Raw genomic sequence first — 24,173 nt, 5'->3', positions numbered from 1 at the left:
TCAAGCTGGACATCAAATTTCATTCATTTAGAAACGGGGTGTGTGAACGATGAGTTTGCAACAACAGATCATCGCTGAATTGAAGGTTAAACCAAGCATTAATGAAGAAGAGGAAGTACGCAAGCGTGTTGATTTTCTGAAGACGTATGTGAAAAATGCGGGTGCAAAGGGTTTGCTGATTGCGATCAGCGGCGGTATTGACAGTGCAGTGGCTACGGCGCTTTGCAAAAAAGCGACGGACGAGCTTACGCAAGAGAACAACCAAGAGTACAAAACGCTTGGTGTGTTCCAACCTTATGGTGAACAATCCGATATCGACCACAGCTACGCTGTAGCCAAAGCATACGATCTGAAGCATGTCGTGGAAACCAATATCGAAGATGCAGTTAACGAGATTGCGCTGGAGGTGGAGCAAGGTTTCAAATCCTTGGGTAGCCCACGTCATATGACTCACCAAGGCAAAGGTAATGTCAAAGCGAGAACTCGTATGGTTATGCAATATGCGCTTTCGTTTGAAGAGAACTTGCTCGTTGTAGGTACGGATCACGCTTCTGAAGCCATTACAGGCTTCTATACCAAATGGGGCGACGGTGCTGTGGATATCACACCACTGAGCACCCTGAACAAACGTCAGGTACGCCAGTTGGCAGCATATCTGAACGTTCCACAGGCTGTTTTGGACAAAGCACCATCAGCAGGGCTATGGGAAGGTCAGACGGACGAAGATGAGCTGGGAATTTCGTATGAAGCGAACAGCGACTATCTCGAAGGCAAACAGATCGATCCGGCTGCACAAGAGCGTCTTGAAGCGTTCTATACGCGTACACATCACAAACGCAATGCCATTCCTGGTATCTAATACGGATGAATGAGCATGATTGATATAGGCTGTTAACACCAACATTGAAATAACGTCCCTCTTAGGGAATGCAAAAGAGTCACTGCTCACGCAGTGACTCTTTTGTTATGTGGAGCAAGAAACCGCAAAAATCCAGGTGATTACTATATTAAAGATGAGTTAACTATTCCAGTCTTTGATCTGTTGCAGGGTTTGGGTGATGGCTTGCTCCAGTTGCGGAGTGGTTTCTTTAAATGGATGTACCGTATTAAAGGTGTGATTCCCTTCAGGTACCTGGTGCCATGGGATATCAGGGCGGGCTTGAACCAGTGCGGCAGAACCGTCCCGCAGACGCTGGGGATCTTCTGTTCCCTGAATGAGTGCGACTCGCAAAGTTGAAGAAGCCAAGCGGTCAATGATAGCGTAACGTTTGCTATGCTTGTCCAGGTCTTCCAGAATAGCCACGTCCAGTGGCATCTGCTGGCCTGTTCGTCCGTTAACGACATGGCTACGGCCATGCGTACGCATTTCTTCTTTTTGCTCCGCTGTGAAGAGATCCAGATTGGTTACGCCATTCCAGGAGATGACACCTGCCACCTGCTCGGGATGATCCAGTGCATAGACGAGACTTACGCCTGCACCGCGGCTATGACCAACCAGGTATACAGGAAGTCCAGTGAGTTCAGGTTGTGTAGCCACATGTTCCAATACCAGGGCCAGATCGGCAAGCTCCCGGCTGTAGGTATTCACTGCGAACTTTTCAAGTTCAGAGAATTGCTCCAGATATTCGCCGATACCGTTGTGAGAGAAATTAAAGGTCAGCACATGATGCGTCTGGCTTAGCTGTGAAGCTGCATAGGGGAACATGCCCCAGTCTTTGAAGCCTTTGTATCCGTGAGACAGAACGATAACACCTTGAGCGGGTTGTTGTGCAGGGAAAAAGTCCCCGCGAATGATCGCATCTACGTCAGTGGGCAATTCAAAAGTTATGGGCATTATTCAGACCTCCTAAGAATTTCAGACGATTCCTAATTCATATTTTAGCATATATGGTAATGCGGATAGGTACTCGCTTCTGATCGCCCCTCCTGCTACAATAGAATACGTGTTCGGAGAGTTACGGATCATGTGATTGAATGGAGATCTTTTACAATGAAGGTTCAAAAAGAGCGGTTTTCAGTACCAAGAAGATGGGACTTTTTGAATAACCTCTTACAGTATAAAAGATTAAGCGGGTGAAGCGTTGATGATATATGGCATAGGTAATGATGTGCTGGAGATTGGACGTATGCGGAAGTTACTGTCCGGTCGCCATGCGGAAGCTTTTCTGAAACGAATTTTAACGCCAGCAGAGCGGGAGATCGCAGTTCGTCGAGGGAAGCGTATGACGGAGTTTGTATCCGGTCGATTTGCAGCTAAAGAAGCGGTGTCTAAGGCATTTGGCTGCGGTATTGGTGGTGTCATGGGCTTCACTGACATTGAAGTGCTGCCTGATGGGACAGGACGTCCCGTGGCCTCGCTGTCCAGTCAAGCCTGGGAACGTCTGCAGCTGCCATATGATAAGCAATATGACATTCATTTGAGTATTACGCATCAGACGGAATTGGCAGCGGCCTTTGCGATCGTGGAGCAGATGGAAAAGTAGTTAGCTTGGCAATAGGAGAGGACGGAAATATGGGTTTACAGGAACAGAAACAACATTTCAGCGTGAATTTGCTGGACTGGTATATGGTCAACCGACGGGATTTGCCGTGGCGTCGCCACAACAATCCGTATTTCACATGGGTATCGGAGATTATGCTTCAGCAGACTCGGGTAGATACGGTAATTCCGTATTTCAATCGTTTTATCGGAAATTTCCCGACCGTGCAAGCGTTAGCGGAGGCACCCGAAGAGGATGTGTTGAAAAATTGGGAGGGACTCGGTTATTACTCCCGTGCACGTAATCTTCAGGCAGCCGCGAGACAAGTCATGGAGCTACACGGAGGCGAGATGCCGCAGGACAAGCCGGCTGTCTTTGCATTAAAAGGGGTTGGCCCCTACACGGCCGGGGCCATTCTCAGCATTGCCTTCAACCAGCCGCAGCCTGCGGTAGATGGCAATGTCATGCGGGTACTGTCCCGATACTTCCTCATCGATGAGGACATTATGAAGGGCAGCACCCGGGTGTTGATGGAAGAGCTCGCAGGAGAGCTCATTCCGGAAGGGCGGGCGCGTGATTTCAATCAGGCGCTGATGGAGCTTGGCGCGCTGGTATGTACCCCCAAAGCGCCGCACTGCCTGACTTGCCCGGTCATGGAGCAATGTTCCGGCCGCATCGCCGGAAGAGAGCTTACACTGCCGGTCAAGACCAAGGCGAAGCCGCCGCGCCCTGAGCAGCGGCTGGTCGCGATTGTGGAGGGCCGCGGTGCTCATCGCGGCCAAGTGCTTGTGCGCCAGCGCCCAGACACGGGCCTATTGGCCCGTATGTGGGAGCTGCCGCATGTGCTCGCGGCGCCCGCCGCAGCCAGCAAGAAGGCGGCGCCGCTGGCGGATGAGCCGGCCATGGCATTGCTGGCCGGCAGTCTATGGGCGGAAGGCTTCGCTGCCCGCCCGGAAGGGCTGGCTACCCATGCGGAGCATGTGTTCAGCCACATTGTCTGGAGCCTGCAGGTGTACAAGTGTACCGAGCAGGACCAGAGCAGTGAGCTTCCGCTGATCGCAGCGGAAGCCAGAGCCGCCTACGATGCACAGGCGGCAACAAGGGAGGGCACAGCCTCATCATCAGCTGTGTCACCTGAGTCAGACACGACGCATTCATCGGAGCCAGGCACGCCTAATGCGCAGAACATCTCAACATCGCTTAACGATGGAGAGATGTTGATGTCATCATCTGATGTTAGTGACCTAGCGCTGAGCACTCCGACACTGACAGGTAAAGGCGATGGCTTGACCTACCGCTGGATCGGTCCGGAAGATATGGACAAGATGGCATTCCCGAATATCTTCCTGAAGCTGATCAGCAGTTATTTTGCCGGGGCTTATGATAAAAATTGAAAGATTTAATGTCAGTTCTAGCAAATCGAAGACCTGAGTAAAGTTTCATACTACTTATAAAGGATCAATAAAACCACACCATCCTTACCATTAACTGGGTGGTGTTTCCTTTTGTATTAAATTTACTTTTTTTATAGATTTTTAATAGTCTGTTTCATCACGATCATTTGACACTATGCTAGGAACTAGACGCAAATGCTATAATAAGAAAAGGTAAGTAGAAAAGGGATAGGTATATAACTCTTTTATAGTACTAGCAAGAAAGGATGGTTATGGTGAATAGGTCTCAGCATTTTGATTACATAGAAGATAAATTGTCTCATTTAGCAACAAGAATCAGTGTCAGAGGGAGATTAAATATTTTGGATCTTCATCTGCACTCTGAAGATTTCTACATGCATTTTGTAAATCTACTTTATGGTTGGAAACTGAAAAATTTGAATGTTTCTGAACAAAATGTTGAAGGGATTGATTTACTCGATGAAGATAATAAAATTGTAGTTCAAGTCTCTGCAACATGTACTCCAGCGAAAGTTAGAAATTCACTAAATAAAGAGTACTTGAAAAATCATTCATCTTATCGTTTTAAGTTTATTTCTATTTCTAAAGATGCATCTAATTTAAGAAAACAGACATTTGATAATCCGTATGGTCTTGAATTTTCTCCAACAAAAGATATTCTAGATATTGTAAGTATCTTAAAATATTTTTCTTCAATTGATATTGATGAACAGGCTCATGTATATGAATTTATAAAAAAAGAATTAGGACAGGAGCCCAGCATTATTAAGTTAGATTCGAATTTGGCGACTATAATTAATGTATTGTCAAAGGAAGACCTCAATAGTGCCGATATTTCTGTAAAGAAAAGTTTTGATGTCGAAAGTAAGATCCAATTTAATGAGCTTAATACCGCTGGTATGATTATCCATGATTATGTTATTCATCACGTGAAATTGGATACCAAATACAAGCAGTATGACCTGGAAGGTAAAAATAAGAGTTTATCTGTTCTTCAATTTATTCGAGGTAGATATATGAGATTGTGTAACGAGGGGAAATATAGCTCAGATCAAACTTTTTTTGGTGTAATTGATGAAATCCATAAGTATTTAAAAAGCAACAATGAGTGTAATGAAATACCATATGAGGAATTAGACGTTTGTATAAATATTTTGGTAGTGGATGCATTCGTTCGTTGTAAAATTTTTAATAATCCGGAGGGGTATATTTATGTTACTTCCTGACAACATTCATCCTGACCATAGCATATATTATATCTCTTCCTTTTTATTAGAACAGTTACACAATAACTCAACTCAAAGTATTCTTGATTTATACGAGAATGTAATTAATCGTAAAAAAATATCTTTTCCAGTCTATATTTTATGTTTGGATTGGCTATATCTAATAGGAGTAGCGGAACTAAATAGTAGGGGAGATGTACAGTTATGTTCTTAAAGACATTGATAATCTCTTCTTTTGGTGAGATTATACGTAATATTGAATTTCATATGGGACTCAATTTAATTGTGGATGAGACACCGAGTGATGACTCGAAAAGCACTGGAAATAATGTTGGTAAGACAACGGTTCTAAAACTAATTGATGTTTGTTTAGGAGCAAAACCGGCTATTGTTTATTCGGATACCGAGTCTAAGAAGGATACCTACGCAGTCGTTAAAGACTTTTTAATTAACAATGAAGTGATAGTAACACTTGTTTTAAAAGAAGACTTAGATAAAAAAGATTCAAAAGAAATAAAAATTGAGAGGAATTTTCTGCAGAGAAACAAAATTATCCGTCGGATAGACGGAAAACAATTAACAGAAGATGAATTTTTTAATAAATTAATGGAACTTTTATTCCCACATCACAAACATAGTAAACCGACATTTAGACAGATTATTTCTCATAATATTAGATATAGTGACCATAGCATTAATAACACCACTAAGACGTTAGACCGCTATACAACAGATGCCGAATACGAAACTCTATATCTGTTCTTATTAGGCTGTGATTTTGAAGGGGGAGAGGATAAACAAGTACTCCTTCATAAGCTTAAGCAAGAAGAAACTTATAAGAACAGGCTAGAAAAATTTCAAACTAAAAATGCTTACGAGGCAGCTCTTTCTTTAATTGACTCTGAGATTAATGATTTAAATGATGCTAAAAAAAAGTTTAATATTAATGAAAATTATGAGAGGGATTTCGAGGAACTTAACAATATAAAATATCGGATTAATCGAACAAGTTCTGTCCTGGGAAATCATAAGATTCGGAAAGAATTAATTATAGAAACAATCGAAGAACTTGATACAGATGTTTCAAAAATTGATGTTCAACAGCTCAAATTTATTTATGATCAGGCCACCGATCTTATTGGTCCAATTCAAAGGTCATTTGAAGAATTACTAACTTATCATAATAAGATGATATTTGAAAAGAAAAAATTTGTAACAAAAGAACTTCCGGATCTTCAGTTGAAAATTGATCAAGAAACAAAAAAAATGCAGGATCTACTAGCAAAGGAACAAGAACTAACTGAGATTGTTGCGAAAAGTGATTCGTTTTCAGAATTGGAGAAATTACTTAATGAACTTAATGAAATGTATAGAAGGAAAGGTGAGTACGAGAGCATAATTTCACAAATTGAAGAAGTGGAATCTAATATAGAAAATTATAATACTAGATTAAAATCTCTTGATGGAATGATATTCTCTCAAGATTTTGAGAAGTTTGTAAAAAATCAAATGAATAAGTTTAACAAATTCTTTGCTGCAATTTCGAATGAATTGTATGGAGAAAAATATGCATTAAAACACGACATTGTTAATAATAAGAACAATCAACCACTATATAAATTCACTGCTTTTAATGCCAATTTAAGTTCTGGGAAAAAGCAAGGTGAAATACTATGTTTTGACTTAGCTTATATAATGTTTGCTGACTCAGAGAGCATACCAACTTTACATTTTTTACTCAATGATAAAAAAGAACTTATGCATGATAATCAGTTATTAAATGTTTCTAAATATATTGAGGATAAAAGTATGCAGATGGTTACTTCAATTCTCAAAGATAAACTACCACTTGCACTTAAGGATGAACGATATTTCGTAGTTCAATTGTCACAGAGTGAAAAACTCTTCAAAATTGAGTAAGAGAAAACATAAGTGACTTAAATAGCAGTTTATTTTTTTGCTACTGTGAGATTCATGGATTATATGGATTTAGGAAGTAAAAAAGCCCAACATGGAAAATATACCATGTTGGGCTTTTTTGAATTTGAACTAACAGTCTTATTTTGCAGAAGCGTAACGTTTGTTCACTTCATCCCAGTTGATTACATTCCAGAAAGCGGCGATGTAGTCAGGACGTTTGTTTTGGTAGTTCAGGTAGTAAGCGTGCTCCCATACATCCAGACCCAGAACCGGAGTCAGACCTTCGAAGAGAGGGCTGTCTTGGTTAGGTGTGCTAGTGATGGACAACTTGCCATCTTTACCAACTACGAGCCAAGCCCAGCCGGAACCGAAGCGAGTTGTAGCTGCTTTAGCGAAATCTTCTTTGAATTTATCAAAGCCACCCAGTTCGCTATCGATAGCTGCTGCGATATCGCCTGTAGGAGCGCCGCCGCCGTTAGGTCCGATGATTTCCCAGAACAGGCTGTGGTTAGCATGTCCACCACCATTGTTGCGAACCGCTGTGCGGATGCCTTCAGGTACGCTGTCAAGGTTAGCAATCAGATCTTCCAAGCTTTTTTCTTGCAGTTCAGGAGCGCTTTCCAGAGCTGCGTTCAAGTTAGTTACATAAGTATTGTGATGGCGATCGTGGTGGATTTCCATCGTTTTTGCATCGATATGTGGTTCCAGTGCGTCGTTAGCGTAAGGAAGTGCTGGTAATTGAAAAGTCATAATGAAATACCTCCTGAGATTTTAGGTTTTTTTGAAAACAGGTACATATGTAATAATACCCTTGCCACTAATATTAAACCGCATTCGAGCTAATTAAGCAACATTTTTGTTTATTAAGTCCCCCGAAGCGTTGATCTAATGATGGGCCAGAGATAACAAACATATTTTACCCTTTATGCAACTATTTATGTGTTTTCAGGCGTTTAAATAGATGAAAAGTTTAATATTCGTATGTAAACGGTTACAATTAAGCGCTTTCAAAAGAAAATGCGTGTTTTATGGAGAAAAGTATGGTTTAATTGACGAAGAAGCGGTATTTTCTCGTTTTTTGTCATTATATGAACATTGGGTTTTTGGTAAAAAGGGATTCCCTTTTTGTAAAAAACCTCATCTAAGCTAACGAAAAGGGAGATTTAAGACATGCACGTTCGTTCCTTTCAGTTGAGTGATGCAAGCCAGATGACGGAGCTTCTCCAGGTTGCACTATCGGAAGAGTGTTATGAGAACACAATGGGCCCGTTTGCCCGTCAATTGTCATGGGATTCTGACCTGATCATGGTTGCGGAAGAAGAGGGAGACCTCGTAGGCGCTTTGATCGGTACGATTGATCACAACCAGGGTTGTATCTACCGTATTGCGGTACATCCAGACTATCGTCGCCGTGGAGTCGGCAAAACACTTGTCGAGGCTATGGAACAGCGGTTCCAGCAGCGTAAAGTCAGCCAAGTATGGGTGGCGGGTGATGAGCACAACAAAGTAGCCATGCCTCTATATGAAGCAATGGGTTACGGTGCCAATCAGATTATGAGCGCTTTCCAGACTCTTAGTATTTTGTCCAAAGCTTAGTTTGCATGTTTAAAAAGAAATAAAAAAAAGATTTTCATTTCATATTAGGCATATCTCTTTAACGTGTAAGAACGTGAGGGATGTGCCTTTCTATTTATATGAGTGTTCTTCACGTCATATTCCTCTGGTTTCCTCATTTTCTGAACATGCTTCGGAGTCCCTGAATTCTATTTAAATCACCCTGACTATCCCGGCTGTATTCACGATAACCAAGGTATTGGTGCTCATAACCAATTGTTTCACTCTCCCAAATGGAGTAGACTGAAAGGGAGTATGGTTACCATGTTACAAGTTTAATTCAACTATTTAATAAATGAGGTGTCCCTTTGAATTCCAATAATCATTCAATGGAACATGTGACTTCCGAGCAACGAAATGAACCGTCAAAGCCTGAACAACCGGGGAAATCCTGGGTTGTCGAGCTGTGGGACTGGGTCAAAACGATTGTTGTTGCTTTTGTAATTATGATGCTGCTGAACCTGTTTGTGTTTAATCTGTCAATGGTCAAGGGACAGTCCATGCAGCCGACACTGGTTGAGCGAGATCGCCTTTTCGTCAACAAAATCGTATACCATCTGGGTAATCCTTCCCGATCAGATGTGATCGTACTTCGTGATCCAAGCGAAGGTGTGGAGAAGAAGGATTTTCTGGTGAAACGGATCGTTGGACTTCCGGGAGATACAATTGAAGTTAGGGATCACCATCTATATGTGAACGGCGAGCAACAAGCGGAAACGTACACCGATATTGAGGTGCAGGACCCAGATTTTGGCCCAATCACCTTGGAGCCGGATCATTTCTTCGTGATGGGGGATAATCGTCATGAAGGCAAAAGTAAGGATAGCCGAGTGTTTGGCAGTATTACATCCGACCAGATTGTAGGCAAGGCTGAATTTATTTTCTGGCCGTTTTCTGAATTGAAGAAATTGTAAAATGTTTACAGGACAACAACTTCAGACTGCATTTTGCGTTAAACCATATAGAGTTCGTTCCGTTTGAATTCAAGTATGCAAGGCATATATAGAAATTAACGCCTGTCCTCTTACCGTGAGGCGGGCGTTCACTATTTACGGAATAAGTGTCGGAAGAAGAGAGGGAAGAGAAATGACGAGCGTACAGACCGAGGTAGCACAGGATGCCTCCGTATGGGAAAAGTTAAAACAGGAGATCAAGGCAGCTGGCCCCGGACTGGGCATTGATGATATCGGTTTTGCTTCGGCTGATCCCTTTGTTTCCCTGAAGTCGCTACTGGAGCAGTCGCGGGATAAAGGGTATGCTTCAGGTTTTGAAGAGCCGGATATTGAAAAAAGGGTGCACCCCGCCTTAAAAGATGGCGAGCCCGCTTCACTTATTGCAATAGCCGTGGCATACCCATCCAAAATGGTGAATCCGCCGAAATCGGAGCCTGGTGCGTATCGAGGCATTTTTGCCCGTTCGGCTTGGGGTCAGGATTATCATCAGGTCCTGCGTGCAGCGATGGACAAGTTGGTCAATTTTATAAAGGAACGCGTACCTGAAGCCATGATCGAAAGCATGGTAGACACCGGAGCATTGGTGGATCGTGCGGTGTCCCAGCGTGCGGGGATTGGTTTTAGTGCCAAAAACTGTGCCATTATATCACCCAAATTTGGTTCATGGATTTTTCTCGGAGAACTGGTAACGAATATTCCTTTTCAACCAGACACACCTGTGACCGAAGACTGCGGTGAATGTACAAAATGTATTGATGCCTGTCCTACAGGAGCATTGGTGGGGCCGGGGCAGTTGAATGCACAGCGTTGTATTTCTTTTGTAACCCAGACGAAAGGGTTCGTGGATGAAGAATTTATGCTGAAAATAGGCAACCGTCTATACGGTTGTGATACGTGTCAGATTGTTTGTCCGAAGAACCGGGGCAAGAACTGGGATCACCATCCCGAGTTTCATCCCGATCCGGAGATTGTGAAGCCACTCCTACTGCCGCTGCTGGACATCGGTAACCGGGAATTCAAGGAACGTTTCGGTCAGAGTTCCGCCGCTTGGCGGGGCAAAAAACCGATTCAACGCAACGCCGTTATTGCCCTGGGCAATTTCAAAGACAAAAGTGCTGTACCCAAACTTACAGAAGTATTAAAACGTGATCCGCGCCCCGAGTTGCGGGGAACTGCAGCCTGGGCGTTAAGCAGAATTGGAGGAGAAGACGCCATGAGAGCAATTGGGGAAGCTGCCGCTAACGAACAAGATGGGAACGTACTAAGCATGCTGCAGAAGGCCGAGGAGCGACTGAGTTCGTCCGAGACCTTACCCAAACAGCCACAGGCTGGGCAAGTGAGTGAGAAGCAGCCAGAGGAACAGAACAACGAGAACAATTCCTTACGTGCGTTACAACAGGATTTGAAAATGGAAGCTGGGATTGAACCGGGTAGTGAGCAGTCTGCACAGCCTGACAAACCGGAAGCCGCAGCGTGGAAACCTTCAGCCGTTACAGGTCTTCATGGCAAGCCCGTATACTACGATGAGGTACTGACACCGATTGGTACTCTTACGTTATGCGCGACGGATGAAGGGCTGTGTCACATCGATTTTGGCGCCTTTCACGTACGCGAAGCTCATCTGCAACAATGGGCACGCATCTGGATTGGCGAGTATCGATATGAGAAGAATGAAGAGAAGCTCAGCGAAGCTGCAAAGCAGTTAAAGGAGTATTTTGCAGGGGAGAGAAAAACGTTCGACTTGCAACTTGATCGGCTTGGAACACCATTCCAGCTACAAGTATGGCAAGTTCTGTCCGATATATCTTATGGAGAGGCCTCATCACACCAACAGGTTGCGGAAATCATCGGCAGACCCAAGGCTGTTCGTGCAGTTCTGGACGCCATTAGCAAGAATCCGATTCCGATTATTATTCCCTGTCACCGTATCAGTGGTAAAGACGGTACCCTGGTGGGTTATGTAGGCGGTCTGCAAACCAAGGAGCAATTGCTCGCATTGGAGCAGCTATCGTAAGAGCGGGGGACGTTCATGAAGTATGTAAACGTGGAGAGCGTGGAAGCGGGGGAGCTTCTGGGCAAGACGGTATATTCCAGTAACGGCACGGTACTGCTGTCTGCCGGAGTCCAGCTCACCGTATACATGGTCAATACGCTGAAGCGTATTGGCGTGACCATGTTATACATCCAGGATGAAGCGTATAAAGATGTGGATGCAGAAGACATTCTGGATGAAACCACGAAACGGGCAATAATTAACGAAATGAGTGTCACACTCGAATCCATTCGATCCGGGAAAGACTGGAGTCCGAGAAAAGTTGCCCTCAGTATAGAAAAGTTGCTGAATGATGTACTGAACGGGCGTGAAATGCTTGTGCAGCTCACCGATATTCGTACCAAAGACAATGCACAGTATGTTCATGCGATGAATGTATGTTTGTTGTCTTCGGTCATCGGACTGAATATGGGACTCAATTATAATCAACTGAAGGACCTTGCTGTGGGGGCATTATTGCATGATATTGGAAAAGTGGGGGAACCTCCTGGCAGTGGCTCTGCTGCAAATTCTTCGCTGCATCATACATGGCGTGGATTCGAAGTGATTAAGAACAAACGGGAGTTCAGTCTGTTGGTCGCCCATACAGCCCTGCAACATCATGAGCATGTAGATGGTACAGGCATGCCGAGAGGGATCAAGGGAAGTGACATTCATCTGTTTGCGAGAATCGTTAGCGTGGCTAATATCTATGATAATCTCATTAATGGTTTATCCAAGGACAGTTTGATGCCACATGAGGCCTGTGAAGAGATGATGGCGTTGTCTGGTACAAAGCTGGATCGGGACATTCTGATTGAGTTCAACAAGAGTGTATCCGTGTATCCCAATGGTACAGCGGTACGACTGTCCACCAAAGAGACTGGAGTCATTGTGCGTCAACATCGGGGATTGCCCGGCAGACCTGTAATCAGGGTGGCACGCGGAAGTACGCGTTATTCTCTGGATGTGGTTGAAATCGATCTGGCTCAGCATACAACCGTTTTCATTGAAGCTGTCATGACGTAGCTTGTGTGCGGTTCAACTGGAAAATCCGTTTGCTCAAGGCGTGCGGAAATGCTATGATACTTTCAGGAAATCCGCTCTGTGTCAGGTTTGCAACATGTGTGTCAAACATCATGAAGTGACACGGATTATCAGGCTTTTTAGAATGCATACAGAGGTGTCTAAGAGATGGATATTGTTATACCGATTATTACATTGATTGTTGGTCTGGTCGGGGGATTTTTCATCGGGGTGTTCTACTTGCGTAAACAACTTGAGAAAATGCAAAGCAATCCGGACATGCTTCAGAAAATGGCGAAGCAAATGGGCTACAACCTGAATGGCAAGCAAATGCAGCGTGCCCAGCAGATGATGAAGAATCAGCAGCCAGGAGCGAAAATGCCTCAGCCGCAACAGCATCCTGCGCGTAAAAGTTCGGGCCGCCGAAAATAATAGCAGTGAAGTGAATAACTGCTTAAAGTGCGTGTTCAAAAAGTTGGGTTTTCAGTACCGAGAAGATGGGATGAAGCTAGAAATGGAGTAGCGGAGCGTAGTAAACTACGTGAGCAACGGACATTTCGGCTGAATTTCATATTCGACGTTGATGATGCCGTTAGGCATCCATCGTAATCAAAAGCGTACTTTTTGAACAACCTCTTAAAGTATGTGGTTCGAAAGGAGGCGTTTGGCAGTGGCTGGCGTTAAAGATTATTTGAATTCAAAAGTATCCGACAATCGGGAGAAGATCGAGTATCATGTAGAGCAGATCCTGAAATTGATCGGAGAAGATAGTACACGTGAAGGGCTACTTGAAACGCCTGCACGTGTGACGCGAATGTATGAAGAAATTTTTGGTGGATATGAAGTAGATCCACGCGATGTGCTCGGTGTCACGTTTGACGAGAATCATGAAGAACTGGTTATCGTCAAGGATATTGTCTACTACAGTCAGTGTGAGCACCACATGGCGCCGTTCTTCGGCAAGGTGCACATTGGGTATGTACCAAGCGGCAAGATCGTTGGTCTGAGCAAAATGGCTCGTCTGGTCGAAGCAGTAACACGTCGCCTTCAAGTTCAGGAACGTATTACTTCACAGATCGCTGACATTCTGACAGAGGCCGTTGAACCTCATGGAGTTATGGTCGTTGTGGAAGGCGAGCACTTGTGCATGTGTTCCCGCGGCGTGAAGAAACCGGGAAGCAAGACGGTGACGTCTGCTGTACGTGGTTCTTTCCGTGAGAATCCGGCACAACGTGCAGAGTTCTTGTCTTTGGTAAAAGATTAAGATCTGGTATGTCCACTCGCTGGACAAGCCGGATGAGTAAGTTCCTTTGGTTTTGGAAGCAGCAGTTTCTAAGCCATAGGATATGATATAAATAAGCCGTGTTCCCTGGGAACCGGCTTATTTATATATGCGTTGTCATTCCTATATACTGGATACATATGAATTCGTTAAGCCGGAGGTAATGGAACGATGAGTGTACCTTCCCATTCAGATCAACCGGTTCAGCCGGAAAAGGGACTACAGGCAGATCAACAGGCTTCATTGCGTCTGCAAATCTGGGAGACACCACTCATGCGACAAGGTAGTAGTGTACTCGAAGCTTTTGCTTGGGAAGAAGTTATGTGCAGGCGGGTTGGGGCAGGGCATCTACCAGTTGCACATATATGGAGACACCCAGATGCCTTTGTAGCGGGTCTGCGTGACCGCAGGTTGCCACAGGCTGTAGAAGCGATGGAACAGATTAGAAGCCAAGGGACAGCGGTCTGTGTTCGGCCTTCCGGTGGAGCGGCAGTACCCTTGAACCCAGGGGTAGTTAATGTGTCGCTGATTCTGCCTAATCCCGGACATGCCATCAATATTCATGATGATTTCCGGGAGATGGCTTCGATTATTGCCGAGTCGCTAAAGCCGTGGTCGAATCAGGCGCAAACTGGCGAGGTTCAGGGTGCTTTTTGCCCGGGAGATTATGATGTCAGTGTAGGTGGCCTGAAATTCTGTGGTATTGCCCAGCGCAGGCAGGCAAAGGCGTATATCATTACGGCTTTTATCATCGTGGACGGTCAGGGTGATCAATTGGCAGCAGATGTGCGACAATTCTATCAGCATGCAGCAGGCGGGGCGAGTGAAGGATATCCCGATGTTCAGCCTGGCACGATGGCAAGTCTGAAAGAATTGGCAGGTGTACCTTCAGCTGCGGCATATACTGCGGCTTTGGTTCGAACACTGCGCGATCGCTATCCACTTGCGGAGACCAGCAGGGTGCTTAGCGTTGGCTCTGAAGAAGTACGCCTGACAGCTGAGCAGATGAAGCTGCGCTACGATTAACACTTTTTACTAGGGCTTGGAATTGGTTAATAGAGATGATATGATGTGATTTCGGAAGGAGAGTGTTAGGATGGACACATTGAGATATACGTATTTATATGAGGTTGTATCAACAGGCGAAAAATCCGAGTTCAGCCAAATGGCAACAAGCAAGGAAGAGGCTGCTTCACTGATCGTTGCACGTATAGCCGATCTGGAGTTTACAGATGAGTCTGATATCAAGCTGGGCGATCTGATCTCCATTAGCAAACAGGTTGGCGACAACTATGTGGCGTGCGAGGGCTGTGCTTCTTAAGTGAACATTTAGAAATAGGAAGTCTCTCAAAATACAAGCAAGTCTCTTTTTACAGGAGGCTTGCTTTTTTGTATACACGGCAAGAGATATCGTTCAGTCATTCGGCTGGAGATATCTCTTTTTTCTCTAATCCATCTAACCCCAAGCTTAATAAGGCGGCCACAACAACTTGCGTGCCGTTTCGTAACGCTCGGCAACAGCGGGCCAGTAGACAACGTTCCACCAATCCTCGATATACTTTTTGCGTTCATTCTGATGTTTCAGATAGTAGGCATGTTCCCACACATCCAGTGGCAGGAGTGGTACGATATCGGACTGGGACAGGTTCTGGTGTTTTTCCGCCTGCAAAATCTCCAAACGATGTGCTCTCGGGCTCCAGACAAGCATCGCCCAACCACTGCCTTCCACCTTGTTCGCGGCTTCTGTGAATTGATTCTTAAACGCTTCATAACTCCCGAAATCTCGCTTGATCTGCTCTGCGAGCATACCGGAAGGTTTGCCGCCGCCAGCAGGATTCATAATTGTCCAGAAGATCGTATGCAGGTAGTGGCCTGCCCCGTTGAAGGCAAGTTCACGTTCCCAATGTTTGATGAGTTCAAAGTTATTCTTTTTTCGCGATTCCGCCAGCTTCTTCTCTGCTACATTTAGTCCGTCCACATAAGATTGATGGTGTTTGTCATGATGGATACGCATCGTCAGCTCATCAATATGTGGCTCCAGCGCATTGTATGCATAGGGGAGAGGCGGCAGTGTGTGTCCTCCAATGGGAACCGGCTTTTCTTTTACAGGAGGTGCTGTAGAGCTGGGTGTGGCTTGTGTTGTTCCGGTAGAAGGTGGTTGAATGGTTGCGGATTGGATATGAGCTGAACCGGCAGGTGCATTTACATTTCCCTCTGGAGAAGTTGGGGCTTCTGAAGCTTGGCGATGGATGCTTCCTGGCCCTGACGTATGCAGCGCATTTTCCAGAAAAAGTGACGGTTCCGAATCCGTTTCACGCAAGATGCCAGGTTGGCCAAGCGTATCCAATACGCCCAGAAAATACTCCGACTCGCGGATAAAATGCAGAATGAGTACTTTGGCAAGCGGAACAACTTGCACAGCAGCACTTTGCTCCAGAAGAACATACAGCTGTTTGATGAACTCCCTCGATTGCTTACGAGCTGCCGCCACAAGTTGATCGATACAACGAACGATGTAGGGGGCTGGTGGATGGGTTGCGGGCAATAGCTGTTTTAAAAGCTGATTGGCTACTCGCTCACTGTTTGCAAAGGTAACCTCCCATTCCTCCAGTAGCTTGACGTATGGGGGCTCCAGATCAGGAACCAGGGCACGAATGACGAGTGTATGTTCTTTCTCCTGCTCTTTCCAGAAACGGATTTCCTCCAATGTCCGCAGAGGCAGCAGGTGACCATATTCATACCAGTTCATCTATGTTGAACCTCCTTCAGATGAAATTCATTGCATGCAGACCCTCTGTTCATGCGTCCTAAGAGTATATTCTCCGAGCTTGTTGTCCTATGAGTGAAAAAAAAGAGCCCCTGAGGGCTCTGGAATCAACGAAAAGTTCGGGATTGAAATTTGGTTATTCTCCATTATTCGTGTTCTGCACATCGTCACTGCTTGTTTTCGTTACATGACTGAGGAAAGTTGAGACACGGCGCAGATATTCCTTTGGATGCTCCCGGAAGATCAACTCATGATGCGCATCCTGGACAATCCATACATCCGAGTACGGATTGGTCTGGTTGGCAGCGAGTTGCTCCGCAATTGGATAAGGCGCCTTCTCGTCCTCTGTACCATGGATGAAGAAAATCGGGAACGGATAATCTTCCTTTTTCACTTCCTGGTATGGAATCTGTTGTAATCCGGTACCATTCAGAACAGGGAACAACAGTTTCATGATCTCCAGTGTAGGCTGACGTGGCAGATCGATCTGGTTGTGAATGTTGTGGTACAGCGTATCAGGCTCCAGCAGGAACGCACTGTCCAGAATCATTGCATCCACTTCCTTCGTAATCAGTCCGGTTTGTAACGCTGTACCGGCACCCATCGAGAAACCCCAGACAACTAGTTCCTGCGCACCACGTTGCTTGGCGAACTGGATCGCACCGAGCAATTGCTGTGACTCAGCTTTGCCACCTGTGGCTACAGCTTTGTTCACCTGTGAGGCGAAGCCATAATCGAACATGACCACGTTGAACCCAAGTTGATGGGCATAGTGTGCCAGGTCATACATGGGTACCCATGTTTCTTCACGATTGGCACCATAGCCGTGACTGAAAATAATCGTTTTGCTTGCAGCATTGTCAGCAGGTATATACCATCCCTGCATCGTCCGGCTGCCATCTGCTGCCGGGAACGTGATATCTTCATACTTCATGTTCTTGGCTTGCATCGGATTGGAGAAGACTGGCGCTACCGTTGGATTGGATAATACCCATGCGATATAACCATGCAGTGCAATAAAACAAAACAGTAGAAAAAATACAACGGAGAGCAGCAACGCTACGATAATATGTTTGAACCGAATCAGCCTCGGTGATAGGGAAGAGGGCAGATCGGACACTTTTGTTTGCAGCGGGGCTTCGCTCTGGGATGATTGATACATGAATGCCCCTCCTTTGAAGTTCAGTTGAAGATAACAACGACATGTAAAGAGAATTGCGTCGATTTCAGAGCCTGCTTCAGAGCGATATCTTAATGTAATATATCTTTATCGTATGTTCCAATATAGTCAAAGTCAATTGATTGAGGGCATTTGTTACGCAATTGTTATATAGTTCTTAAGATATATGGGTAACATTACCTTAGTGTGTAAATTACAGGGGATTAAGTCTTATAAAAAGGAAAAATTTTCAGGTTGGCCTATTTTGATTTTGGCTCTTTTTGGTTTACAGATGAGACCGTTTCTCATATAATTTATGTAACCAAGTTTCATGTGATGAAACATGAGGAGGGCATTATGCCATGGAAGATCGCAAGTTAACCGTCCGGGCTGTGGAACGGGCGCTGGATATATTATTATGTTTTACCACACGCAGTGATCTGGGACTCACCGAAATTGCCAGCCAGATCGGCCTGCACAAAAGTACAGTCCACCGCTTGATGGCTACGCTGGAGGATCGAGGGTTCGTGATCCGCGATGCAGCAACAGAGAAGTACCGACTTGGCATCCGAATCTGGGAGCTGTCAGCTCATATGTCCCGCAGTGATGATCCCGCTATTCTGCTGTTGCCTGCGATGGAGCGACTGAGAGATCGATTGGGGGAGACCGTGAGTCTGTACCTGCGTGATGGCAGTGAACGGATTCGGATTCAGGCTGTGCAAAGTGATCAGGCGATTCGCCGAGTTGCCCCCGTTGGTGTTAGACTGCCGCTGTCTGTGGGCGCTTCCAGCAAAGTCCTGATGGCGTTTGCCACGGACGAGGATCGTGAAGAACTGATGAACGGGCCGGAATGGCCGGTGTTTATTGATCCCGCGGTGTATTTAGCGCAGATGGGAGATATCCGGGATAACGGATATGCCACAAGTTATGAGGAACGTGAGCCGGGAGCTGCCGCGGTATCTGTACCGATTATGGATCGCAGAGGCAATATTGCAGCTGCGCTCTCGGTCTCAGGACCTGTCAGTCGACTCTCGCAGGAGACATTGCATGAATACGCACCTGTGTTGAAGGATGCTGCTACGCAAATGGGGCTCATGTTATCCTGATGTTGATGTAAGTTTTTTCTCCAATAGAGTTTGATCATTTGGAATATAAAGGTTGTTTTTATGTTCCGGTTGCGCTACTCTGTAATGGACGGCCCAACGGGGCCAGCTTCATTGAATATGAACGGCGGCTTATGTAAGCCGCAACTTATTAACGTTACTGGGGGAGTCCGAATTGTCCGGACTGAGACGGAATCGCATGAGATTCCGGACCCTTTGCACCTGATCTGGATCATACCAGCGTAGGGAAGTAATCGGCGATATGACCACAACCACCACATGATGTGACCCTTGTAGGGCTCTGTTAAGGAGCTGATTGAAGGTGCATTATTGGTGATGGACATAAAAGTCGGTTCCTTCGGGGACCGGCTTTTTTATATACAGGGAACGGGCGATATAGCGCGGATTTTATGGGCCTCTTTTTCGATAACCTGCGGAAGTGGGCTTGGATGAGGAGGGAAGTCTTATAGATCGATGATCTGTGGCAGCCTCCGTCTGTTGTTAACTGTACATGAAAAGTGTCTCCCCTGGTCTGGTGTAGGATCGCTCTTTCTTCTCTGCATTGCGCATGATTTGGGACAGGTACGTAAGCGAGCTAATGATGAAACCAACCAAACAAGCGACGAACACTGAGGAGGAGACAAGCGAACATGAGTACAGGAAATCAAACGGGACAACAAGCGACGGAGCAGGGACATAACGATCAGCAGGTGGAAAAAGAAACAGGAGCGGCCGGACGGGTTCAGCCCTTTCCGGGCAGCCGCAAAGTCTACATTCAGGGCTCACGGCCGGACATTGCTGTACCGGAACGTGAGATAGCCCTTCATGACACGAATACTCCCCAAGGGGTGGAGCATAACGAACCGCTGCGTGTCTACGATACGAGCGGCCCCATGACCGATCCCGCATTTCATGCGGATATCCGTGCAGGTTTGCCAGCTCTGCGCACCCGTTGGATCACAGAGCGTGGCGATGTCGAAGCTTACCAAGGCCGTACAGTTAAACCGGAGGATAACGGACTAAAGCCCGGAGGGAAGAGAGCTGGCGCTGAAGAGTACCCCGGATTACGAGGCAAACCGCTGCGAGCACAGCCAGGACGCTGTGTGACCCAGATGCATTATGCGAGGCAGGGAGTCATTACGGCAGAGATGGAGTTTGCCGCCATTCGTGAAGGCGTGGAACCGGAATTTGTGCGGCAGGAGCTGGCGAGTGGACGGGCCATTCTGCCATCCAACATCAATCACCCGGAGAGTGAGCCGATGTTGATCGGTCGTCATTTTCACGTGAAGATCAATGCCAACATAGGTAACTCTGCTGTATCTTCTTCCATTGAGGAAGAGGTGGAGAAGATGACCTGGGCGGTACGATGGGGATCGGATACGGTGATGGATCTGTCCACAGGCAAAAACATTCATACCACCCGGGAATGGATTATCCGCAATTCACCTGTGCCGATTGGTACGGTGCCGCTGTATCAGGCGCTGGAGAAGGTGAATGGCGAAGCGGAAGCGCTGACCTGGGAGTTGTACCGTGACACACTCATTGAGCAGGCAGAGCAGGGCGTGGACTACTTTACGATTCATGCAGGTGTACTGCTGCGTTATATCCCCATGACCGCCAAGCGGATGACAGGCATTGTGTCTCGAGGTGGGTCCATTATGGCAGCATGGTGCCTTGCGCATCATCAGGAGAATTTTTTGTACACCCATTTTGAAGAAATCTGCGAGATTATGAAAAGGTATGATGTGGCGTTTTCGCTGGGAGATGGACTTCGTCCAGGCAGTATCTACGATGCGAATGACGAAGCTCAGATGGCGGAACTGGCTACGCTTGGGGAACTGACGCAGATCGCATGGAAGCATGATGTGCAGGTGATGATCGAAGGCCCGGGTCATGTGCCGATGCATAAGATCAAGGAGAATGTGGACTTGCAGATGGAGATCTGTAAAGAAGCACCGTTCTACACACTTGGGCCGCTAACGACCGACATTGCGCCAGGATATGATCACATCACATCCGCCATTGGTGCGGCCATGATTGGCTGGTTCGGCACGTCCATGCTCTGTTATGTTACGCCAAAAGAACATTTGGGCCTGCCCAACAAGGATGATGTGCGGGAAGGGGTCATCGCCTACAAGATCGCAGCTCATGCCGCCGATCTGGCGAAAGGCCATCCGCGTGCTCAACGCCGCGATGACGCATTGTCCAAGGCACGCTTTGAGTTCCGCTGGCGGGACCAGTTCAACCTGTCACTGGACCCGGAACGGGCATTATCCTACCATGACGAGACGCTGCCAGCAGAAGGGGCCAAGGAAGCTCATTTCTGCTCCATGTGCGGACCAAAGTTCTGTAGCATGCGCATTACGCAGGACATTCGTGCCTTTGCCGCAGACAAAGGGTTGTCCGAGAATGAGGCTGTAGCTGCCGGGATGCAGGAAAAGGCCGAGGAATATCGGACACGCTCCTAGGCGCCGGTACAGCGCAAGCTGGGCAGTCTGAAATAGAGATAAAGCCGTTTCTCTCTGTCATTGCAGAGAAGAACGGCTTTTTTTAGTTTTATGTCATGTATGTATTCTTAACCATACTCAGCCTTTATCAGAATTAGCTTTGTGATTAAGTGTGGTCCATATCTTATACAGAATTCCTGCGATAACGAATAAAAGAGCATCACTGAGTTTTGGTGCTCCTCCGTATAGAAATGCGGAACAGGAAAAACCTACTATAAACAGTAAAACAATATAGAGGAATCGCATATTAGTTCACCTCGTTAATTTGTGGTGTTACTAAGTAAGTGAGTTCATAGTTGCATAGTTTCAGATAGAACTTGTTACTTCACTCCAAATCAGCAGCTACTGTCGAGCCAAGCCCAAATCCTTCTCCAAATACGTTGCAAGCAATGCCAGCGGGCTATGGATCTGAATACCACGATTCGTTGTAACTTGTGCAGCAGCGGGAGCCATAGACAGTTGGGCCGCCACTACCGCTTTACCCGGGTACTGCTCAGCAATCTGCTGTAAGCCTTCTCGTACCGCTTCGAGATACCCTTGCTGATCTCCACGCATAATCAACTCAAATGTCCCAGGGATGCACACCGCTTCCGTCTGAGAGGTCTTGGCAACGTGTAGTTGCCCGTTCTCATCCTCTTGCTGTAATGCCTGATTCAACCGTGCCATCGTTCCTTCAATAGTTGCCGGGTTGGTGAATGATATTATGTAATCTCCTGGTACTCGCCGCATCTCCTGCAATAACGGATCATCTATGCCGATCACAGGCACAGGGACCTGTATGGCTTCCTGCTCCAATACTGTCGCAAACAGGGTACACGTGACCAGAATGGCATCGGCATGACACTCAGCGATCCATTGGAGCGTCTGGGCTACCTTCTCGTGAATGACAACCTCGGAAAAGTCAGCGTCATGTTTAAGACGGTCCAGACCTGGATCGACGTAATGGACCAATTCAACTTCATAAGGAGCAAGCGTCTCCTCAATTAAGGCGATGTTGGAATAATGAGCGTGAAAACAACCAATGGTGATCATGTGCTAAGTCCCCTTTTATAGTTCGTATATGTCATGGATCTTTTAGATATTTAAACCATTATAGAAACATGCCTGAGAACTGTACAGTCGTTTATTGCTCAACGCCAATAACCGCCCTTCCGCCAAGCTGCGGAAAGACGGTTGATAACCTGACTCGACTAGGGTCGGTCCGGTGTCCATTTTTATCTAAGGGAAGGAGAAGCATTTTTCTTCGCCATTTTTTGTTGCAGAATTTCATGAAAGGATAGACCTTGAGTGTTCTCATTCTCCTTTTTAGGAGCAGTGGTCGCCGTGTTGCGCGGATATTGGTGATGGTACGGGATCATTTGCTGAATAGGCATGCGGATCATCTTGGTTCCTCCTTTGATGCGTTTTTTTGAATTATGTATTTCGACTGGTTACCATGCCAGGTGCGCATATAGGTACATGTGACTTGTTAGACGAAATAAAAGAGTTTAAAGCGTAATTCCAATTGGATTGTAGTGATTTTACCCGGTTTTAAGGAGATGTAAACGTTTTTAGGGAAATTCAGGAGAAAAGGACCTGATATGAAAGGTTTGATATGGGAGGATCGAATCGGTTGTTATGTGAATAGTCCCAATTTTAAGGAAGTCAATGGTACCCGCATATGAGGCATACTATCTGGTTAAATGATGCAAAGCATGCTAACTAACTTGGTACCATGGTCGGGTTGTTTAGGGAGTAATGTAGTTCCGGATATAACAAAAAAACTGCCGAGTGTACTCGGCAGCTTGCATGATATGAAGAAGGATGCGATGAAACTTTGATTCTGTCTGAGGTGGTATCGTGTTGGTTTTATCTACTTTGGCGAACAGCGATGTATATATCCACTTGTACACTTTCGGGATTCAGGCTGCGTTCATCATATAATTCAAAATCCCCGGTGAACGTACGATCGCTTTGTTTGTCCCATGCCCACACGGCTCCCCAGGCTTCGCCAACAACCTCTGCCATCGGTCCTTTTCTGGAAGTGAATATGGCGTAAGTTGCAGGAGGGAGTAAAATGTCGTCCAATCCCTCAGGCAACGATTCGTTCGGACTGACCTCATGCCCTACCAGTATGGTGTATTCTCCGGTTATCCCATCGGTGTAATCCGTGTAACAACCATAGCGAACAACTTCAGGTGCAGGGAGGTGCTCTGAGGCAAAATAATTGTTCCAGAGTCCCTGAATACAACCTTTGCCACTGATCTCAATGGCGTTGGTTGTGCGGGCGGATACGCCGGCAAGACGTTTGCCAGGGAGCGTGACATAACGAACGGGCTGGGCAGAGAACGAATGCTCTGTTGTTACCTGACCAGGATTAGCGGAAGCAGTAGAGTTTTCAGCCAGAGATTCTGTGTGTTGATCCGTTGTATTCGTGCGCCAACGCTTCAAAAAAGGAAGCTGGTTGCGCAGCATCGAACGAGCGGATTCCTCATCCATGCCTTCGTCCTTCAGAATGGCAGTGCACATCTCCGTCATGCCTTCTAGTGACATACCGGGTTGCTCAAACTTGCCCTCTTTGTAACAATAAATACAATACTCACGGGTTGTGCTTCCATCTGCTTCCGTTCCGAATTGGGCAGGGGTTGTGAGCGGCATTCCGCAGCTTTGACATACAGTAACGTTCATGATTAGTTCCTCCTCATATATG

At 46.1% G+C, this 24,173-nt stretch carries 23 protein-coding genes and 1 riboswitch; of the genes, 16 read left to right on the top strand and 7 right to left on the bottom strand.

Going from position 1 to position 24,173, the window contains the following annotated elements; all coding sequences use genetic code 11:
• The first annotated feature begins 49 nt into the window (after positions 1-49).
• Entirely contained in the window at positions 50-859 is an 810-nt protein-coding gene (nadE, locus tag AC1DE7_RS26275; protein ID WP_017690787.1) for an ammonia-dependent NAD(+) synthetase, read from the top strand.
• A 159-nt stretch (positions 860-1,018) separates the two neighbouring features.
• Here nadE and AC1DE7_RS26270 read toward each other — a convergent pair whose 3' ends face one another.
• Positions 1,019-1,834, bottom strand: coding sequence for an alpha/beta hydrolase family protein (locus AC1DE7_RS26270; RefSeq protein ID WP_477535502.1), 816 nt, complete (start codon positions 1,832-1,834; stop codon positions 1,019-1,021).
• Positions 1,835-2,084: 250 nt separating this feature from the next.
• Between AC1DE7_RS26270 and acpS the strand changes: the two genes are divergently transcribed.
• From acpS to AC1DE7_RS26245, 5 genes are all read left to right on the top strand, one after another.
• Positions 2,085-2,483 carry a holo-ACP synthase gene (gene acpS, locus AC1DE7_RS26265; RefSeq protein ID WP_076216711.1) on the top strand — a complete coding sequence of 133 codons (399 nt, stop codon included), beginning with the start codon at positions 2,085-2,087 and terminating at the stop codon, positions 2,481-2,483.
• 29 nt (positions 2,484-2,512) lie between these two features.
• On the top strand, positions 2,513-3,874 hold the full coding sequence (gene mutY, locus AC1DE7_RS26260; protein ID WP_477535501.1) for an A/G-specific adenine glycosylase: 1,362 nt from the start codon (positions 2,513-2,515) through the stop codon (positions 3,872-3,874).
• Between the two features lie 272 nt (positions 3,875-4,146).
• Positions 4,147-5,121: an ABC-three component system protein gene (locus AC1DE7_RS26255; RefSeq protein WP_477535518.1), complete on the top strand. Its 975-nt coding sequence runs from the start codon at positions 4,147-4,149 to the stop codon at positions 5,119-5,121.
• Positions 5,060-5,335, top strand: coding sequence for an ABC-three component system middle component 6 (locus AC1DE7_RS26250; RefSeq protein ID WP_477535500.1), 276 nt, complete (start codon positions 5,060-5,062; stop codon positions 5,333-5,335). The genes AC1DE7_RS26255 and AC1DE7_RS26250 overlap by 62 nt, the downstream gene beginning before the upstream one ends.
• Positions 5,326-7,041, top strand: coding sequence for a DUF2326 domain-containing protein (locus AC1DE7_RS26245; protein WP_477535499.1), 1,716 nt, complete (start codon positions 5,326-5,328; stop codon positions 7,039-7,041). Before AC1DE7_RS26250 ends, AC1DE7_RS26245 begins: the two co-directional genes overlap by 10 nt.
• 138 nt (positions 7,042-7,179) lie before the next feature.
• On the opposite strand, the gene AC1DE7_RS26240 is transcribed toward AC1DE7_RS26245, so the two are convergent.
• Positions 7,180-7,791 (bottom strand): superoxide dismutase, encoded by a 612-nt coding sequence (locus AC1DE7_RS26240; protein WP_036614138.1) that lies wholly within the window; start codon positions 7,789-7,791, stop codon positions 7,180-7,182.
• A 420-nt stretch (positions 7,792-8,211) separates the two neighbouring features.
• Between AC1DE7_RS26240 and AC1DE7_RS26235 the strand changes: the two genes are divergently transcribed.
• From AC1DE7_RS26235 to AC1DE7_RS26200, 8 genes are all read left to right on the top strand, one after another.
• The gene (locus tag AC1DE7_RS26235; RefSeq protein WP_017690782.1) at positions 8,212-8,637 is read left to right on the top strand and encodes a GNAT family N-acetyltransferase; all 426 of its coding nucleotides are present in this window, start codon (positions 8,212-8,214) and stop codon (positions 8,635-8,637) included.
• Positions 8,638-8,984: 347 nt separating this feature from the next.
• Positions 8,985-9,569 carry a signal peptidase I gene (gene lepB / locus AC1DE7_RS26230; protein WP_036614252.1) on the top strand — a complete coding sequence of 195 codons (585 nt, stop codon included), beginning with the start codon at positions 8,985-8,987 and terminating at the stop codon, positions 9,567-9,569.
• A gap of 172 nt (positions 9,570-9,741) precedes the next feature.
• The gene (queG, locus tag AC1DE7_RS26225; RefSeq protein WP_477535498.1) at positions 9,742-11,622 is read left to right on the top strand and encodes a tRNA epoxyqueuosine(34) reductase QueG; all 1,881 of its coding nucleotides are present in this window, start codon (positions 9,742-9,744) and stop codon (positions 11,620-11,622) included.
• Positions 11,623-11,637: 15 nt separating this feature from the next.
• Positions 11,638-12,669 carry an HD-GYP domain-containing protein gene (locus tag AC1DE7_RS26220; RefSeq protein ID WP_017690779.1) on the top strand — a complete coding sequence of 344 codons (1,032 nt, stop codon included), beginning with the start codon at positions 11,638-11,640 and terminating at the stop codon, positions 12,667-12,669.
• Between the two features lie 165 nt (positions 12,670-12,834).
• The gene (locus AC1DE7_RS26215) at positions 12,835-13,098 is read left to right on the top strand and encodes a YneF family protein (protein ID WP_017690778.1); all 264 of its coding nucleotides are present in this window, start codon (positions 12,835-12,837) and stop codon (positions 13,096-13,098) included.
• A gap of 238 nt (positions 13,099-13,336) precedes the next feature.
• Positions 13,337-13,930, top strand: coding sequence for a GTP cyclohydrolase I FolE (folE, locus tag AC1DE7_RS26210; protein WP_036668229.1), 594 nt, complete (start codon positions 13,337-13,339; stop codon positions 13,928-13,930).
• Between the two features lie 189 nt (positions 13,931-14,119).
• The gene (locus AC1DE7_RS26205) at positions 14,120-14,974 is read left to right on the top strand and encodes a lipoate--protein ligase family protein (protein ID WP_477535497.1); all 855 of its coding nucleotides are present in this window, start codon (positions 14,120-14,122) and stop codon (positions 14,972-14,974) included.
• A 70-nt stretch (positions 14,975-15,044) separates the two neighbouring features.
• On the top strand, positions 15,045-15,269 hold the full coding sequence (locus tag AC1DE7_RS26200) for a hypothetical protein (protein ID WP_477535496.1): 225 nt from the start codon (positions 15,045-15,047) through the stop codon (positions 15,267-15,269).
• A 147-nt stretch (positions 15,270-15,416) separates the two neighbouring features.
• Here the strand turns inward: AC1DE7_RS26200 and AC1DE7_RS26195 are convergent, their stop codons facing one another.
• Positions 15,417-16,697, bottom strand: coding sequence for a Fe-Mn family superoxide dismutase (locus AC1DE7_RS26195; RefSeq protein ID WP_477535495.1), 1,281 nt, complete (start codon positions 16,695-16,697; stop codon positions 15,417-15,419).
• 154 nt (positions 16,698-16,851) lie between these two features.
• Positions 16,852-17,877, bottom strand: coding sequence for an alpha/beta hydrolase (locus tag AC1DE7_RS26190; protein ID WP_036614129.1), 1,026 nt, complete (start codon positions 17,875-17,877; stop codon positions 16,852-16,854).
• Positions 17,878-18,236: 359 nt separating this feature from the next.
• Here AC1DE7_RS26190 and AC1DE7_RS26185 point away from each other — a divergent pair, with 359 nt between their 5' ends.
• Positions 18,237-18,980 carry an IclR family transcriptional regulator gene (locus AC1DE7_RS26185; protein ID WP_017690772.1) on the top strand — a complete coding sequence of 248 codons (744 nt, stop codon included), beginning with the start codon at positions 18,237-18,239 and terminating at the stop codon, positions 18,978-18,980.
• Positions 18,981-19,129: 149 nt separating this feature from the next.
• Positions 19,130-19,243: riboswitch (TPP riboswitch) on the top strand.
• A 384-nt stretch (positions 19,244-19,627) separates the two neighbouring features.
• On the top strand, positions 19,628-21,445 hold the full coding sequence (gene thiC, locus AC1DE7_RS26180; protein ID WP_477535494.1) for a phosphomethylpyrimidine synthase ThiC: 1,818 nt from the start codon (positions 19,628-19,630) through the stop codon (positions 21,443-21,445).
• A 381-nt stretch (positions 21,446-21,826) separates the two neighbouring features.
• Here thiC and AC1DE7_RS26175 read toward each other — a convergent pair whose 3' ends face one another.
• The 3 genes from AC1DE7_RS26175 to AC1DE7_RS26165 form a co-directional block, all read right to left on the bottom strand.
• Positions 21,827-22,516, bottom strand: coding sequence for a hypothetical protein (locus AC1DE7_RS26175; protein WP_477535493.1), 690 nt, complete (start codon positions 22,514-22,516; stop codon positions 21,827-21,829).
• Between the two features lie 182 nt (positions 22,517-22,698).
• Positions 22,699-22,866, bottom strand: coding sequence for a hypothetical protein (locus AC1DE7_RS26170; RefSeq protein ID WP_017690769.1), 168 nt, complete (start codon positions 22,864-22,866; stop codon positions 22,699-22,701).
• A gap of 466 nt (positions 22,867-23,332) precedes the next feature.
• On the bottom strand, positions 23,333-24,151 hold the full coding sequence (locus tag AC1DE7_RS26165) for a zinc ribbon domain-containing protein (RefSeq protein ID WP_036668224.1): 819 nt from the start codon (positions 24,149-24,151) through the stop codon (positions 23,333-23,335).
• Between the last annotated feature and the right edge of the window lie 22 nt (positions 24,152-24,173).

This window comes from Paenibacillus sp. 10L310 (genome assembly GCF_056395745.1).
The sequence above is the reverse complement of the archived record's forward strand: the minus strand, read 5'-3'. Positions and strand labels throughout refer to the sequence as shown.